Below are 14,972 nucleotides of genomic sequence, written 5' to 3'. Positions count from 1 at the left end.
GACGACGGTCGGTGCGCCGATCGGCCCGAAGCTCGACGGCGGGCTCCGCCCGCGGTCGCCCACCGTTTTCCACCCCTACAGACAAGGAGAGATCGTGTCGGTCTCCATCAAGCCTCTCGAGGATCGCATCGTCGTCCAGCCGCTCGCCGCTGAGCAGACCACCGCGTCCGGTCTCGTCATCCCGGACACCGCCAAGGAGAAGCCCCAGGAGGGCAAGGTCCTGGCGGTCGGCCCCGGTCGTGTCGACGACTCCGGCAACCGCATCCCGGTCGACGTCCAGGAGGGCGACGTCGTGATCTTCTCGAAGTACGGCGGCACCGAGGTCAAGTACAACGGCGAGGAGTACCTGGTCCTCCCGGCCCGCGACGTGCTCGCCGTCGTCGTCAAGTAGACCGGGCCGCACCGACCCGGCGCAGACCGCGCAGTCCTGACGAAGGGTGCCCGCCGCACGCCCCGCTGTTCCGGCGGGCCCGCGGCGGGCACCCTTCGCCGATCCAGACCCCGAAACCCGCTGGCGACCCCAGCCACCCCAGAAGGAGCTCTTCGCCCATGGCCAAGCAGCTGGCGTTCGACGACGCCGCCCGCAAGTCCCTCGAGAACGGCGTCAACAAGCTCGCCGACACCGTCAAGGTCACCCTCGGCCCGCGCGGGCGCAACGTGGTGCTCGACAAGAAGTGGGGCGCCCCCACGATCACCAACGACGGCGTGACCATCGCCCGCGAGGTCGAGCTCGACGACCCGTACGAGAACCTCGGTGCCCAGCTCGCCAAGGAGGTGGCGACCAAGACCAACGACGTCGCCGGCGACGGCACCACCACCGCCACCGTGCTCGCCCAGGCGCTCGTCAAGGAGGGCCTGCGCAACGTGGCCGCCGGCGCCGACCCGCTGAGCCTCAAGCGCGGCATCGAGAAGGCCGTCGAGGCCGTCTCCGAGCGCCTGCTCGAGAACGCCCGCCCGGTGGAGGGCACCAACGTCGCCCACGTGGCGACCATCTCCGCGCAGGACCCGGCGATCGGCGAGCTCATCGCCCGGGCCTTCGAGACCGTCGGCAAGGACGGCGTCATCACGATCGAGGACGGCTCGAGCACCGAGGTGGAGCTCGACGTCACCGAGGGCATGCAGTTCGACAAGGGCTACCTGTCCCCGTCCTTCGTGACCGACGCCGAGCGCCAGGAAGCGGTCATGGAGAACTCCCTGGTGCTGCTGTACCAGGGCAAGATCTCCTCGGTGCCCGAGCTCATGCCCGTGCTGGAGAAGGTCCTCCAGGCCAAGAAGCCGCTGACCATCATCGCGGAGGACGTCGAGGGCGAGGCCCTGTCCACCCTCGTGGTCAACCGGCTGCGCGGCACCCTCGACGTCGTGGCCCTCAAGGCCCCCGGCTTCGGCGACCGCCGCAAGGCGATCATGCAGGACCTCGCCGTCCTCACCGGCGGCCAGCTCATCACCAGCGAGCTGGGCATCAGCCTCGACCAGGTCACCCTGGAGCAGCTGGGCACCGCCCGGCGCGTCACGGTCACCAAGAACACCACCACCCTGGTCGACGGCGGGGGCACCCCGGCCGAGATCCAGGACCGGGTCGCCACGATCCGCGCCGAGGTGGAGCGCACCGACTCCGAGTGGGACCGCGAGAAGCTCCAGGAGCGGCTCGCCCGCCTGGCCGGCGGGGTCTCCGTGATCAAGGTCGGCGCCGCCACCGAGGTCGAGGCCAAGGAGCGCAAGCACCGCATCGAGGACGCCGTCTCCGCGACCCGCGCGGCCCTCGAGGAGGGCATCGTCGCCGGCGGCGGCACCGCCCTCGTGCAGGCCGCGAAGGTCCTCGACGAGTCCGACCTCGGGCTCACCGGGGACGCCGCGACCGCGCTCGGCATCGTCCGCCGCGCGCTGCGGCAGCCGCTGTACTGGATCGCCCAGAACGCCGGTCAGGACGGGGCCGTGGTCGCCTCCCGCGTCGCCGAGCTCGAGGCCGGGCACGGCTACGACGCCGCCACCGGCGAGTACGTCGAGATGGTCGGCGCCGGCATCATCGACCCCGTCAAGGTCACCCGCTCGGCGCTGCAGAACGCCGCGTCCATCGCGGCGCTCGTGCTGACCACCGAGACGCTCGTGACGGACAAGCCCGCCGAGGACGAGGGGCACGGCCACGGCCACCAGCACTGACGGCCGGCACTGACGGCCGGCGCCGAGCCGGCTCGCCCCGCGGACCCGTCCCACCACCGGTGGGGCGGGTCCGTCGCCGTCTCCGGGGGCCGCCCCGGCGCCTCCGGTAGAGTGCGGGGGTCCGTCCGACCACTGCCGCGCCCCCGGCGGCACGGTGTTCCCAGGAGATGCCCATGACGACCCTCGGTGCGCAGAGCACTCCCGCCGGCGTCGAGCCGGACACGGCCCGGCGGGTGGCCCGGTACGCCGGGTTCCGTCCGGAGGTGCAGGGGCTGCGCTTCGTCGCCGTGCTGCTCGTGGTGGTCTACCACGTGTTCCTGGACCGGGTGTCCGGGGGAGTGGACATCTTCCTGCTGATCTCGGCGTTCTTCCTGACCCTGTCCTTCGTGCGCAAGCTCGAGGCGGGGAGGCCGCTGGCGCTGGGGCGGTACTGGCTGCACGTGTTCAAGCGGCTGCTGCCGCTGGCGGTGCTCACGATCCTGGGCACCCTGGTGCTGGCGTGGTGGTTCTTCCCGGAGGCGCGGATCGACCGGGTCCGCACGGAGGCGCTGGCCTCGGTGTTCTACGTGGAGAACTGGGCGCTGGCGCTGGCCGAGGTGGACTACTACGCCGCCGACGACTCCACGGCCTCCCCGTTCCAGCACTTCTGGTCCCTGTCGGTGCAGGGGCAGGTGTTCCTGCTGTGGCCGCTGGTGTTCGGGGCGGCGTGGCTCGTGTGCCGGGGCGGGCGCCGGCGGCCGGTGCCGGTGCTGGCGGTGATCTTCGGGCTGGTCCTCGCGGTCTCCCTCGCCTGGTCGGTGCACACGACCGCCACGGACCAGGCGTTCGCCTACTTCGACACCCGGGCCCGGCTGTGGGAGTTCGCCCTCGGGTCCCTGCTGGCCCTCGCGGTGCCGTACCTGAAGCCGCCGCGGTCGGTGCGGGTGGTGCTGGGCTGGGCCGGGATGCTCAGCATGGTCTCGGTCGGGGTGCTGATCGACGTGCAGGGGGCCTTCCCCGGCTGGATCGCCCTGTGGCCGCTGCTCTCGGCCGCGGCGATCATCGTGGCCGGGCACTCCGGCTCGCCCTTCGGCCTGGACCGCTTGCTGGCCTCGCGGCCGCTGGTGCGGCTGGGGGACGCCTCCTACGCGCTCTACCTCATCCACTGGCCGTTGCTGATCACCTACCTGGTGCTGCGGGACCGGCCCGTGGCCGGGCCGCGGTCGGGGGTCGCGATCATCCTGGTCTCCCTGCTGCTGGCGGTGGCCGCCACCAAGCTCGTGGAGCGCCCGTTCCAGCGGTGGGCGTGGCCGGAGCGGGACAAGCGGCGGCTGGCCGTGTCGGTGGCGGTGAGCCTGGCGCTCGTGGCGGTGCCGGTGCTGGCGTGGCAGCAGGCCGACGCACGGCGGGCGGCCGCGCTGGCGGAGGACGCCGCCCGCAACAACCCCGGGGCCGCGGTGCTGGACCCGGGCTTCGAGTTCCGGGGCGACCCGGACGCCCCCACCCTGCCCCTCGCCTCCGCGCTGGGCGACGAGTGGGTCGGGCTGCCCGAGCCCTGCTCCGGGGCGTTCGCCCCCGAGCAGGAGGTCCTCGAGCAGTACTGCCGCCAGACCCCGGCCCTGCCGGACCCCGAGCGGACGATCGCGGTGGTCGGCAACTCCCACATGGAGCAGTTCATGGGCGCGGTGATCCCCCTCGCGGAGGAGCGCAACTGGCAGCTCGTCGCCGTGCTGCAGCCGGGCTGCGCCTTCGCGGTGCGCCCGGAGGGGGACGCGTGCCACGAGGGCAACGACGCGGCGATCGAGTACGTGGAGCGGCTCGCCCCGGACGCGGTCATGACGACCTCGACCTACGCCGCCCGGATGGACGGTCCCGCCGAGGCCCTCGTCGGGGGGTTCCCGGAGCTGGTCGACCGCCTCACGGGCCAGGGCATCGACGTCGTCGGCTTCCGGGACAACCCCCGGTTCGACTTCAACCCCTACGAGTGCGCCGTGCGCCACGGCCAGGACGCCGACCGGTGCCGCGTGCCCGTCGAGCAGGTCCTGGCGCCCGTCAACCCGGCCGACGCCCTCCGGGACCGGAACGGCTTCGCCTCGCTCGACCTCACCGACCTCATCTGCCCGGAGGGGCTGTGCCGTCCCGTGGTGGGCAACGTGCACGTCTTCTTCGACCCGCACCACCTCACGTGGACCTACGCGCGGACGATGGCGCCGGCCCTCGAGACCCGGCTCCCCGGCACGCTCCTCCAGGAGGTGTCCTCGTGAGCACGGTGCAGGCCGGCGCCCCGCGCCCGGACCCGGGGGCCACCTCCCCGGACGGCCCCGGGGGCGTCGAGCCGGACACGGCCCGGCGGGTGGCCCGGTACTCCGGGTTCCGCCCCGAGGTGCAGGGACTGCGGTTCGTCGCGGTGCTGCTCGTCGTGGTCTACCACGTGTTCCTCGGCCGGGTCTCCGGGGGCGTGGACGTGTTCCTGCTGATCTCCGCCTTCTTCCTCACCCTGTCCTTCGTGCGCAAGCTCGAGGCCGGCCGGCCCCTGGCCCTGGGACGGTACTGGCTGCACGTGTTCAAGCGGCTGCTGCCCCTGGCGGTGCTCACCATCCTCGGCACCCTCGTCCTGGTGGCCGCCGTCTACCCCGGCTCCGACGCCGGGCAGTGGCGCACCGAGGCGCTGGCCTCGGTGTTCTACGCGGAGAACTGGGCGCTCGCGCTGAGCTCCGTCGACTACTACGCCGCCGACCACTCGACCGCCTCGCCGTTCCAGCACTTCTGGTCCCTGTCGGTCCAGGGGCAGGTGTTCCTGCTGTGGCCGCTGATCTTCGCCGCCGCCTGGCTGCTCACGCGGCGGGGGAGCCTCCGGCCGGTCCCCGTCCTGGTCGCGATGTTCGGCACCGTGCTCGTGGCCTCCCTGGCCTGGTCCGTGCACAGCACCGCCGTCCAGCAGGAGTTCGCCTACTTCGACACCCGCACCCGGCTGTGGGAGTTCGCCCTCGGGTCGCTGCTCGCCCTCGCCCTGCCCTACCTGAGGCCGCCGCGGACCGCGCGCGTGGCCCTGGGCTGGGCCGGGCTGCTCAGCATGGTCTCCGTGGGGGTGCTGGTCGACGTGCAGGGGGCGTTCCCCGGGTGGATCGCGCTGTGGCCGCTGCTCTCGGCCGCGGCGATCATCGTGGCCGGCCGCTCCGGGTCCCCGTTCGGACTGGACCGGATCCTCGCCTCGCGGCCCCTGGTGCGGCTGGGGGACTCGGCCTACGCGCTGTACCTGATCCACTGGCCCGTGCTGATCACCTACCTCGTGCTGCGGGACCGGCCCATGGCCGGGCCGCGATCGGGGGTGGTGATCATCGTCGTCTCCCTGGTGCTCGCCGTGCTGGCCACCCGGCTGGTCGAGGACCGGTTCAAGAAGTGGGCCTGGCCCGAGCAGAACAAGCGGCGCCTCGCCGGGGTCGTGGTGCTCTGTCTCGCCCTGGTCACAGCCCCCGTGCTCGCCTGGCAGCAGCTCGAGGACCGGCGTGCCGAGCGGATCCAGGCCGAGGCCGTCCGGAACAACCCCGGGGCCGCCGTCCTCGAGCCCGGCTTCGAGTTCCGCGGCGACCCGGACGCCCCGACCCTGCCCCTGCCGGAGGACCTGCCGAGGCAGCCGGCCTCCCTCGGCGAGGCCTGCCCCGAGGACCTCGACCTGCCGGAGGAGCTCCTCCGCTTCTGCCACGAGAGCGTGGCGCAGGAGGCCCCCGAGCGGACGGTGCTCGTGCTCGGCAACAGCCACCTGCAGCACTGGCTCCCCGCGCTGCGGCCCCTGGCGGAGGCCGAGCGGTGGCGGGTGCTGACCTGGATCCAGCCGGGCTGCTTCTACGCCGCCGCCGAGGACCAGCCGGGCTCGGAGAGCTGCCGGGCGTGGTTCGAGGGCGCCGAGCAGATGATCGGCACCGCCGACCCCGACCTCGTCGTCGTCCAGTCGACCTTCACCGACCTGGAGGGGGAGGTCCTCCGGCCCGGGCTGGAGCAGCGGATCCGCGAGCTCACCGACCGCGGGATCCCCGTGGTCGGGATCCGCGACACCCCCCGCTTCCCGGAGGCGCCGGCCGAGTGCGCGGTGGCGAACGGGGAGGACGACCCCCGGTGCACCTTCGCGCACCCCATGGTGGGCACGCCCGATCCCGCGCTCCCGCTCGCCCGCGAGCTGCCGCTCTACTCGACCCTGGACCTCACCGACCTGATCTGCCCGGACGGGCGGTGCCCGCCGGTCGTCGGCAACGTCTACGTGTACTGGGACGACGACCACCTCAGCCGGGTGTACTCCGAGAGCGCCGCCCCGGTCTTCGGCGAGCGGTTCCGGGAGGCCCTTGCCACCGACGGCCTCCGCCCCTGACGACCGCCCGTCCCCGGCCGCCGGCCCCCGGCGCCGCCCGGTGACGGAGCGCCGGGTGCCGCGCGCGGCGCCGGTCGTGCGATAAGGTCGCGACGGGCGCCCCCGGCCCCGCCCCCCTCGCCCCGCATCACCCTCGCTCCGCATCCCCCCGCTCCCCTCCCGGCGCCGCCCCGCGGCCGCGTCCGGGACGCTCCCTCCTGGAGGTGCCCCCGTGGCCACCGTGCACGCCGCCGCTCCGCAACCGTCCACCGGGACCGCCGACCGCGGGGACGCGGCCCGGCGGCGGACCGGACGGTACTCGGGCTTCCGGCCCGAGGTGCAGGGCCTGCGCGCGGTGGCGGTGCTGCTCGTGGTGGTCTACCACGTGTTCCTCGGCCGGGTCTCCGGGGGCGTGGACGTGTTCCTGCTGATCTCGGCCTTCTTCCTGACGCTGTCCTTCGTGCGCAAGCTCGAGGCGGGGAGGCCGCTGGCGCTGGGGCGGTACTGGCTGCACGTGTTCAAGCGGCTGCTGCCCCTGGCGGTGCTCACGATTCTGGGCACCCTGGTGCTGGTGGAGCTGCTCTACCCGGGCTACGACGCCGGGCAGTGGCGCGCCGAGGCGCTGGCCTCGGTGTTCTACGCGGAGAACTGGGCGCTGGCGCTCAACGCGGTGGACTACTACGCCGCCGACCACTCGACCGCCTCGCCGTTCCAGCACTTCTGGTCCCTGTCGGTGCAGGGACAGGTGTTCCTGCTGTGGCCCCTGGTCTTCGCCGCCGCCTGGCTGATCTCCCGGCGGACCCGGTGGAGCCCCGTGCCGGTGCTGGCGGTCGTCTTCGGGGTGGTCTTCGCGGCCTCCCTGGCGTGGTCGGTGCACAGCACGGCCGTCCAGCAGGAGTTCGCCTACTTCGACACCCGCACCCGGCTGTGGGAGTTCGCCCTCGGGTCCCTGCTGGCCCTCGCGGTGCCCTGGCTGCGGCCCGGCCGCAGGGTGCGCGTGGTCCTGGGCTGGGCCGGGCTGGTGAGCATGGTCTCGGTGGGGGTGCTGGTCGACGTGCAGGGGGCGTTCCCCGGGTGGATCGCGCTGTGGCCGCTGCTCTCGGCCGCGGCGATCATCGTGGCCGGGCAGTCCGGGTCGCGCTTCGGGCTGGACCGGATCCTCGCCTCGGCGCCGCTGGTGCGGCTGGGGGACTCGGCCTACGCGCTGTACCTGATCCACTGGCCCGTGCTGGTCACCTACCTCGTGCTGCGGGACCGGCCCATGGCCGGGCCGCGGTCGGGGGTCGCGATCGTGCTGGTCTGCCTGGTGCTCGCGGTGCTGGCCACCCGGCTGGTCGAGGACCCGCTCAAGCGCTGGGCCTGGCCCGAGCGGTCCCGGCTGCGGCTGGCCGCGGTGATCGTGGTGTGCCTGGCGGCGGTCGCGGTCCCGGTGACCGCGGCCCGGGTGGCCGAGGAGCGGCGGGCGGTGGAGATCGCGGCGTCGGCCGACCGCAACAACCCCGGGGCGGCGGCCCTGCTGCCGGGCTTCCGGTACGAGGGCGACCCGGACGCCGAGACCGTCCCCGTGATCACCGGGGAGCCGTACGCCAAGCCGTCGCTCGGCGAGCCCTGCCCGCCCGGCACGGGGGTCGGCGAGCGCTTCCGGCAGTGGTGCTTCGACACCGTCCCGAACCCCGAGCCCGCCGCCACGATGCTGGTGATCGGCAACAGCCACGTGCACCAGTGGATCCCCGCCGTCGAGCTCCTGGCCGAGCGCAACGACTGGCGGGTGGTCACCTACATCCGCGGCAACTGCCTGTACGCCCTGCCCGAGGAGCAGGTGGCCGACCACGAGGCGTGCGCGCGCTGGCTCGAGGGCGCCGACCCCGTGGTGGAGGCCGTGGACCCGGACCTGGTGCTGGTGCAGGGCACCCGCAGCACGGACGAGGACCAGGAGCAGTTCACCCCCGGGATGGAGCAGCGCATCCGCGGGCTGGCGGAGCGCGGCATCCAGGTCCTCGGCCTGCGCGACAACGCCCGGTTCGACTTCGTCCCCGCGCGTTGCGCCGCGGACCACGGGGCCGACGCCCCCGAGTGCGCCGCCTCCCACGTGATCCTGGGCCCGGACAGCCCGCTGGCCCCGGTGGCCGAGCTGCCGCGGGTCACGATGGTCGACATGGGGGACCTCATCTGCCCGGACGGCACCTGCGTCCCGGTCATCGGCAACGTGTTCACGTACTGGGACAACAACCACCTCACCGTCGAGTACGTGCGGAGCCTGGCGCCCCTGTTCGCGGAGCGCGTCGAGGAGGCCCTGCGCGCGGACGGGGCAGGGTTCCCCGCCGGGTCGTGAGAGCGGCCACAGCCGTCCGCCGGCCGGGACCCGGCCCGTAGAATGATCGCGACTCCCTCGAAGCTGAAAGGCCCCACCGTGTCGGATACCGCCGTCCCCACCGCCCTGTCCGAGGACCCGTTCGGGTTCACCGGGCTGACCTACGACGACGTGCTGCTGCTGCCCGGCAACACGGACGTCATCCCGTCCGAGGCGTCGACGCGCACCCGCCTGTCCCGGCGAATCGACCTGGAGGTGCCGCTGCTGTCCGCCGCCATGGACACCGTCACCGAGTCCTCGATGGCGATCGCGATGGCCCGCCAGGGCGGCATCGGCGTGATCCACCGCAACCTCTCGATCCAGGACCAGGCCGAGCACGTGGACCGGGTGAAGCGCAGCGAGTCCGGGATGATCACCGACCCCGTCACCATCTCCCCGGAGGCGACCCTCGAGGAGCTGGACCGGCTCTGCGGCTACTACCGGGTCTCCGGGCTGCCCGTCGTGGACGCCGAGCAGAAGCTGCTGGGGATCATCACCAACCGCGACACCCGGTACCTGCCGGAGAGCGAGTTCCCGCGGCGCCGGGTGCACGAGATCATGACGCCCATGCCGCTGATCACCGGCAAGGTCGGGATGGCGAAGGACGACGCGCACCGGCTCCTGGCGACCAACAAGATCGAGAAGCTGCCGCTCGTCGACGACGCCGGCCGGCTCACCGGCCTGATCACGATCAAGGACTTCACCAAGGCCGAGCAGTACCCCCACGCCACCAAGGACGACGAGGGCCGGCTGCGCGTCGGCGCCGCCGTCGGCTTCTTCGGCGACGGCTTCGAACGGGCCATGACCCTCGTCGAGGCCGGCGTGGACGCCCTGTTCATCGACACCGCCAACGGGCACTCCCAGGGCGTGCTGGACATGATCGCCCGGCTCAAGGCGGAGACCGCCGCCGCGCACGTGGACGTCATCGGCGGGCAGGCGGCCACCCGCCACGGCGCGCAGGCCATCGTGGACGCCGGGGCGGACGCCGTGAAGGTGGGCGTGGGCCCCGGCTCGATCTGCACCACCCGCATCATCGCCGGCGTGGGCGTCCCCCAGATCACCGCCGTCAACGAGGCGGCGAAGGCGGCGATCCCGGCGGGCGTGCCCCTGATCGCCGACGGCGGCCTGCAGTACTCCGGCGACATCGGCAAGGCGCTCGTGGCCGGCGCGGACTCCGTGATGGTCGGGTCCCTGCTCGCGGGCTGCGACGAGTCCCCGGGCGAGCTGATCTTCGTCAACGGCAAGCAGTTCAAGACCTACCGGGGGATGGGCTCGCTGGGGGCCATGCAGTCCCGCGGCAAGAACACCTCCTACTCCAAGGACCGCTACTTCCAGGCCGACGTCGCCAGCGACGAGAAGCTCATCCCCGAGGGCATCGAGGGCCAGGTCCCGTACCGCGGCCCGCTCTCGGCCGTGGTCCACCAGCTCGACGGCGGCCTGCGCCAGACGATGTTCTACGTGGGCGCCCACACCGTCGAGGAGCTCAAGCACGAGGGCCGGTTCGTGCGGATCACGCCGGCCGGGCTCAAGGAGTCCCACCCGCACGACATCACGATGACCGTCGAGGCCCCCAACTACCAGCGCTGAGCGACCGTCCGCAGCACCGTTCGGAAAGGACACCATGAGCTACGACATCGAGATCGGCCGCTCCAAACGCGCCCGCCGCACCTTCTCCCTGGACGAGATCGCCCTCGTCCCCTCCCGCCGCACCCGCGACCCCCGGGACGTGTCCACGGACTGGCAGATCGACGCCTACCGGTTCTCCATCCCGTTCCTGGGCGCCCCGATGGACTCGGCGACGTCCCCGGAGACGGCCATCGCCCTCGGCCGCGCCGGGGGACTGGGCGTGCTGGACCTCGAGGGGCTGTGGACCCGCTACGAGGACCCGCAGCCGGTGCTCGACGAGATCGCGGCGCTCTCCGGCGAGGACGCCCCGGCGTCCACGCGCCGGATGCAGGAGCTCTACGAGGCGCCCGTCCAGCCGGAGCTGATCACGGCCCGGCTGGCGCAGATCCGCGAGGCGGGCGTCATCGTCGCCGGGTCCCTGACGCCGCAGCGCACGGTGGAGCACTACCGCACCGTCCTGGACGCCGGCGTGGACGTCTTCGTGATCCGCGGGACCACGGTCTCCGCGGAGCACGTCTCCCGCAACCAGGAGCCGCTGGACCTCAAGAAGTTCATCTACGACCTCGACGTCCCGGTCATCGTGGGCGGCGCCGCGGGCTACACGCCGGCGCTGCACCTCATGCGCACGGGCGCGGCCGGCGTGCTCGTGGGCTTCGGCGGCGGCGCGTCCATGCGCATCCAGAACACCCTGGGGATCCACGCGGCCATGGCCACGGCGATCTCCGACGTCGCGGCCGCCCGCCGGGACTACCTCGACGAATCCGGCGGGCGCTACGTCCACGTCATCGCCGACGGCGGCGTGGGGGTCTCCGGGGACATCGTGAAGGCGCTCGCCATGGGCGCGGACGCCGTGATGCTCGGCACCGCGCTGGCCCGCACGGAGGAGGCGCCCGGGCAGGGCTGGCACTGGGGCGCGGAGGCCCACCACGGGCAGCTGCCGCGCGGGCTCCGCACCCGCGTGGGCACCGTGGGCCCCCTCGAGGAGGTGCTCTTCGGGCCGTCCCGCCACGTGGACGGCACCTCCAACCTCGTGGGCGCGCTGCGCCGCTCGATGGCCACCACCGGGTACCTGGAGCTCAAGGAGTTCCAGCGCGCCGAGGTGGTCATCCGCGGCTGACCCGCGACCGCCCCGCGGGGGCCAGTGCCGCGCCCCGCCGGCCCGGCACGGGCCCCCGCCGCAACTGGCGAACGCCCAGGAAGGCGCACTAGCCTTGACGGGTGCTCACGACCGCCCTGCGCCCCCGCTCGATCCTCGCCCTGATCGTGAGCCTCGGGCTGGCCGTGGGCTTCGTGCTGCTGAGCCAGTGGCAGCTGGAGTCCAGCGAGCAGTCCCGCACGGTCGCGGACCCCGCGAAGGACGTGGCCGTCCCGCTCACCGAGGCCGCCGAGGCCGGCACCCCCGTGACCGCCGCGCAGGCCGACCAGCTCGTCACCGTCACCGGCGACTACCGGGACGGGTCCACCGTCCTGGTCCCGGGCCGGCTGCAGGACGGGACGGAGGGCTGGTGGGCCGTCACCGCCCTCGACGTCCCGGACACCGGGCAGCTGTGGCCGGACGCCGGCGGGGAGCTCACCCTCGCGGTGGCCCGCGGCTGGACCGCCGATCCCGCCGCCGTGCCGGAGGAGCCGGCGGGCGCCGTCGACGTCGTCGGCCGGTACCTGCCCGCCGAGGGCCCGGTGCCCGGCGCCGACCTGCCCGCGGGGCAGGTGGGCACGGTGTCCCCGGCGCAGCTCACCAACCGCTGGGACGCCCCGCTGTGGTCCGGGTACCTGGCCGCCTTCGCCGAGAACCCCGCGTCCGCGCCGTTCCAGCTCGCCGGGGACGGGACCCTCGCCCCGGACGCCGCGCTGCTGAGCCCGGGGCTGTCCCGGCTCGACATCGACCAGCAGCCCACGGACGAGTCCGTGAACCTGCTCAACCTCTTCTACGCGGTCGAGTGGGTGGTCTTCGCCGGGTTCGCCCTCTACATCTGGTGGCGGTTCGTGCGCGACGAGTGGCAGCGCGAGCAGAACCCCGAGGAGTACTTCTACTTCGAGGGCGAGTACTACTACGACGAGGCGGCCGGGCGCTACTACTACTACGACCCCGAGGCGGGGGAGTACTACTGGTTCGACGACCAGCCCGGCGCCCGGGCCGGCGAGCCCAGCACCCACGACAGGACCCAGGACAGGACCGGAGCCCACCATGACTGAACCCACGCAGCCGACCCCCGCCCCGAAGGACCGCACCGACGGGGTGCGGGTCTCCCTCCCGCCGGACGCCCGCCCCGCGGAGGCGGCGTCCCCGGGCCGCGTCCCGCGCCGGGCGGCCGCCCTGCAGCCGCGCCGCCGCTTCGGGGGCACCGAGGCCCAGATCCGCGGGGCCCTGGGCTTCTACATGGTCTGTGCGTGGATCTCCGGGACCTTCCTGCTCCTGCTCGTGGCCGAGATGATCACCCGCTACGGACTGGGCTACGACCTCGTCGCGGGCGGCACCGACCGGGCCACGGGGGAGACCGTGGCCCTCGGCTGGCAGGACCTCGAGCTCGAGAACCTCGCGGGCGGGGTCAACATCTCCACGTGGATCCTCATCGTGCACGGCTGGTTCTACGTGGTCTACCTCATCTCCTGCTTCCGGATCTGGACGCTCATGCGCTGGCCCTTCCCGCAGCTCGTGGTGATGGCCCTGGGCGGCGTGGTGCCGTTCCTGTCCTTCGTGGTGGAGCGCAAGATCCACGCCTCCACCACCGCCGAGCTGCGCGCCAACCCGAAGGCCGCGAAGCGGTACTGAGCCCTCCCCGCGCCTGGCCTAGGATGGAGGGCGTGACCGAAACAGCTGAGACCCGCACCGATCTGGAGCAGCGCCCGGTCCTGGTGGTCGACTACGGCGCGCAGTACGCGCAGCTGATCGCCCGCCGGGTCCGCGAGGCCAGTGTCTATTCCGAGATCGTCCCCCACACCTGGTCGACCGAGCAGATCCTCGCCAAGAACCCGGCGGCGATCATCCTCTCGGGCGGCCCCTCCTCCGTCTACGCCGAGGACGCACCGCAGCAGGACGCGGCGCTCTTCGAGGCCGGGGTGCCCGTCCTGGGCATCTGCTACGGCTTCCAGGCCATGGCGCAGGCCCTCGGCGGGACCGTCGCGCACACCGGCGCCCGCGAGTACGGGGCCACCACCGCCACCGCCGTCGGCGGTCCCACGGCCTCCATCCTGGAGGGCTCCCCGGGCACCCAGACCGTGTGGATGAGCCACGGCGACTCGGTCGTCGAGGCCCCCGCCGGCTTCGAGGTGCTCGCCTCCACGGAGACCACCCCGGTGGCCGCGTTCGCCGACGACGCCCGCCGGCTCTACGGCGTGCAGTGGCACCCGGAGGTCAAGCACTCCGTGCACGGGCAGCAGGTGCTCGAGCACTTCCTCTTCGACGGCGCCCGGGTCGAGCCCACCTGGTCGACCGGCAACATCATCGAGGAGCACGTCCAGCGGATCCGCGCGCAGGTCGGCTCCGCGTCCGTGATCTGCGGTCTCTCCGGCGGCGTGGACTCCGCCGTGGCCGCCGCCCTGGTCCAGCGGGCCGTGGGCGACCAGCTCACCTGCGTGTTCGTGGACCACGGGCTGCTGCGCGAGGGCGAGGCCGAGCAGGTCGAGCAGGACTTCGTGGCCGCGACCGGCGTCAACCTCTACGTGGCCGAGGAGAAGGAGCGCTTCCTCACCGCGCTCGCCGGCGTCACCGACCCCGAGCAGAAGCGCAAGATCATCGGCCGGGAGTTCATCCGCTCCTTCGAGGCCGCCGCGGAGGAGGTCGCCAAGACCGCCGCCCGGGAGGGCGAGCCCGTGCGCTTCCTCGTCCAGGGCACCCTCTACCCCGACGTGGTGGAGTCCGGCGGCGGGGAGGGCGCCGCCAACATCAAGAGCCACCACAACGTGGGCGGGCTGCCCGAGGACCTGCAGTTCGAGCTCGTGGAGCCGCTGCGCACGCTGTTCAAGGACGAGGTCCGCGCCGTGGGGCGCGAGCTCGGCCTGCCCCACGAGATCGTGGGCCGCCAGCCGTTCCCCGGCCCCGGGCTGGGCATCCGCATCATCGGGGAGATCACGGAGGCCAACCTCGCGGTCCTGCGCCGCGCCGACGCCATCGCCCGCGAGGAGCTGACCCGCGCCGGGCTCGACGACGAGGTGTGGCAGATGCCGGTCGTGCTCCTGGCGGACGTGCGCTCGGTGGGCGTGCAGGGCGACGGCCGCACGTACGGGCACCCCATCGTGCTGCGTCCCGTGTCCAGCGAGGACGCGATGACCGCCGACTGGTCGCGCCTGCCCTACGACCTGCTGGCCCGCGTCTCCAACCGCATCACCAACGAGGTCGAAGAGGTCAACCGGGTGGTCCTGGACGTCACGTCCAAGCCCCCGGGCACCATCGAGTGGGAGTAGGCCCGGGGGCGGGCCCAGGGCCCGCCCCGCACGGGCGGTACACGAGCAGCCGGGGTCGAGCGGTCCGCACGGACCGCTCGACCCGTGCGTGAGCGGTGCCCGGCCCCCGGGCCGAGG

The 14,972-nt window shown here is 73.3% G+C and carries 10 protein-coding genes; all 10 read left to right on the top strand.

What is annotated here, in order from left to right; genetic code table 11:
• The first annotated feature begins 94 nt into the window (after nucleotides 1-94).
• The 10 genes from groES to guaA all read left to right on the top strand — a co-directional run bounded on the left by groES (nucleotide 95) and on the right by guaA (nucleotide 14,855).
• Entirely contained in the window at nucleotides 95-391 is a 297-nt protein-coding gene (gene groES, locus RF640_RS03510) for a co-chaperone GroES (RefSeq protein WP_017834525.1), read from the top strand.
• A gap of 158 nt (nucleotides 392-549) precedes the next feature.
• Entirely contained in the window at nucleotides 550-2,157 is a 1,608-nt protein-coding gene (gene groL / locus RF640_RS03505) for a chaperonin GroEL (protein ID WP_035924783.1), read from the top strand.
• A gap of 173 nt (nucleotides 2,158-2,330) precedes the next feature.
• Nucleotides 2,331-4,400, top strand: a complete 2,070-nt coding sequence (locus RF640_RS03500; protein WP_368826631.1) for an acyltransferase family protein — start codon at nucleotides 2,331-2,333, stop codon at nucleotides 4,398-4,400.
• A complete protein-coding gene (locus RF640_RS03495; protein WP_368826629.1) occupies nucleotides 4,397-6,499 on the top strand; it encodes an acyltransferase family protein in 2,103 nt (700 codons plus the stop codon). The genes RF640_RS03500 and RF640_RS03495 overlap by 4 nt, the downstream gene beginning before the upstream one ends.
• 211 nt (nucleotides 6,500-6,710) lie before the next feature.
• A complete protein-coding gene (locus RF640_RS03490) occupies nucleotides 6,711-8,810 on the top strand; it encodes an acyltransferase family protein (protein WP_272026009.1) in 2,100 nt (699 codons plus the stop codon).
• A 78-nt stretch (nucleotides 8,811-8,888) separates the two neighbouring features.
• Entirely contained in the window at nucleotides 8,889-10,415 is a 1,527-nt protein-coding gene (guaB, locus tag RF640_RS03485) for an IMP dehydrogenase (RefSeq protein ID WP_244915780.1), read from the top strand.
• 34 nt (nucleotides 10,416-10,449) lie between these two features.
• Nucleotides 10,450-11,571 (top strand): GuaB3 family IMP dehydrogenase-related protein, encoded by a 1,122-nt coding sequence (locus RF640_RS03480; protein WP_017833353.1) that lies wholly within the window; start codon nucleotides 10,450-10,452, stop codon nucleotides 11,569-11,571.
• 101 nt (nucleotides 11,572-11,672) lie between these two features.
• The gene (locus RF640_RS03475; RefSeq protein ID WP_109243776.1) at nucleotides 11,673-12,647 is read left to right on the top strand and encodes an SURF1 family protein; all 975 of its coding nucleotides are present in this window, start codon (nucleotides 11,673-11,675) and stop codon (nucleotides 12,645-12,647) included.
• The gene (locus RF640_RS03470; protein ID WP_017833355.1) at nucleotides 12,640-13,224 is read left to right on the top strand and encodes a DUF3817 domain-containing protein; all 585 of its coding nucleotides are present in this window, start codon (nucleotides 12,640-12,642) and stop codon (nucleotides 13,222-13,224) included. The genes RF640_RS03475 and RF640_RS03470 overlap by 8 nt, the downstream gene beginning before the upstream one ends.
• 23 nt (nucleotides 13,225-13,247) lie before the next feature.
• Complete coding sequence (gene guaA, locus RF640_RS03465; protein WP_109222029.1) at nucleotides 13,248-14,855, top strand: glutamine-hydrolyzing GMP synthase; 1,608 nt, start codon at nucleotides 13,248-13,250, stop codon at nucleotides 14,853-14,855.
• The last annotated feature ends 117 nt before the right edge of the window (nucleotides 14,856-14,972 follow it).

It is taken from the genome of Kocuria sp. CPCC 205231 (genome assembly GCF_040980965.1).
GTDB lineage: Bacteria > Actinomycetota > Actinomycetes > Actinomycetales > Micrococcaceae > Kocuria > Kocuria rosea.
This window is presented reverse-complemented; position numbering and strand designations above follow the sequence as displayed.

Bases quoted from the DNA above. Each gene is read 5' to 3' on its own strand.
- groL (WP_035924783.1), top strand. From the start codon at position 550: ATGGCCAAGCAGCTGGCGTTCGACGACGCCGCCCGCAAGTCCCTCGAG.
- RF640_RS03500 (WP_368826631.1), top strand. From the start codon at position 2,331: ATGACGACCCTCGGTGCGCAGAGCACTCCCGCCGGCGTCGAGCCGGAC.
- RF640_RS03480 (WP_017833353.1), top strand. From the start codon at position 10,450: ATGAGCTACGACATCGAGATCGGCCGCTCCAAACGCGCCCGCCGCACC.
- RF640_RS03470 (WP_017833355.1), top strand. From the start codon at position 12,640: ATGACTGAACCCACGCAGCCGACCCCCGCCCCGAAGGACCGCACCGAC.
- guaA (WP_109222029.1), top strand. From the start codon at position 13,248: ATGGAGGGCGTGACCGAAACAGCTGAGACCCGCACCGATCTGGAGCAG.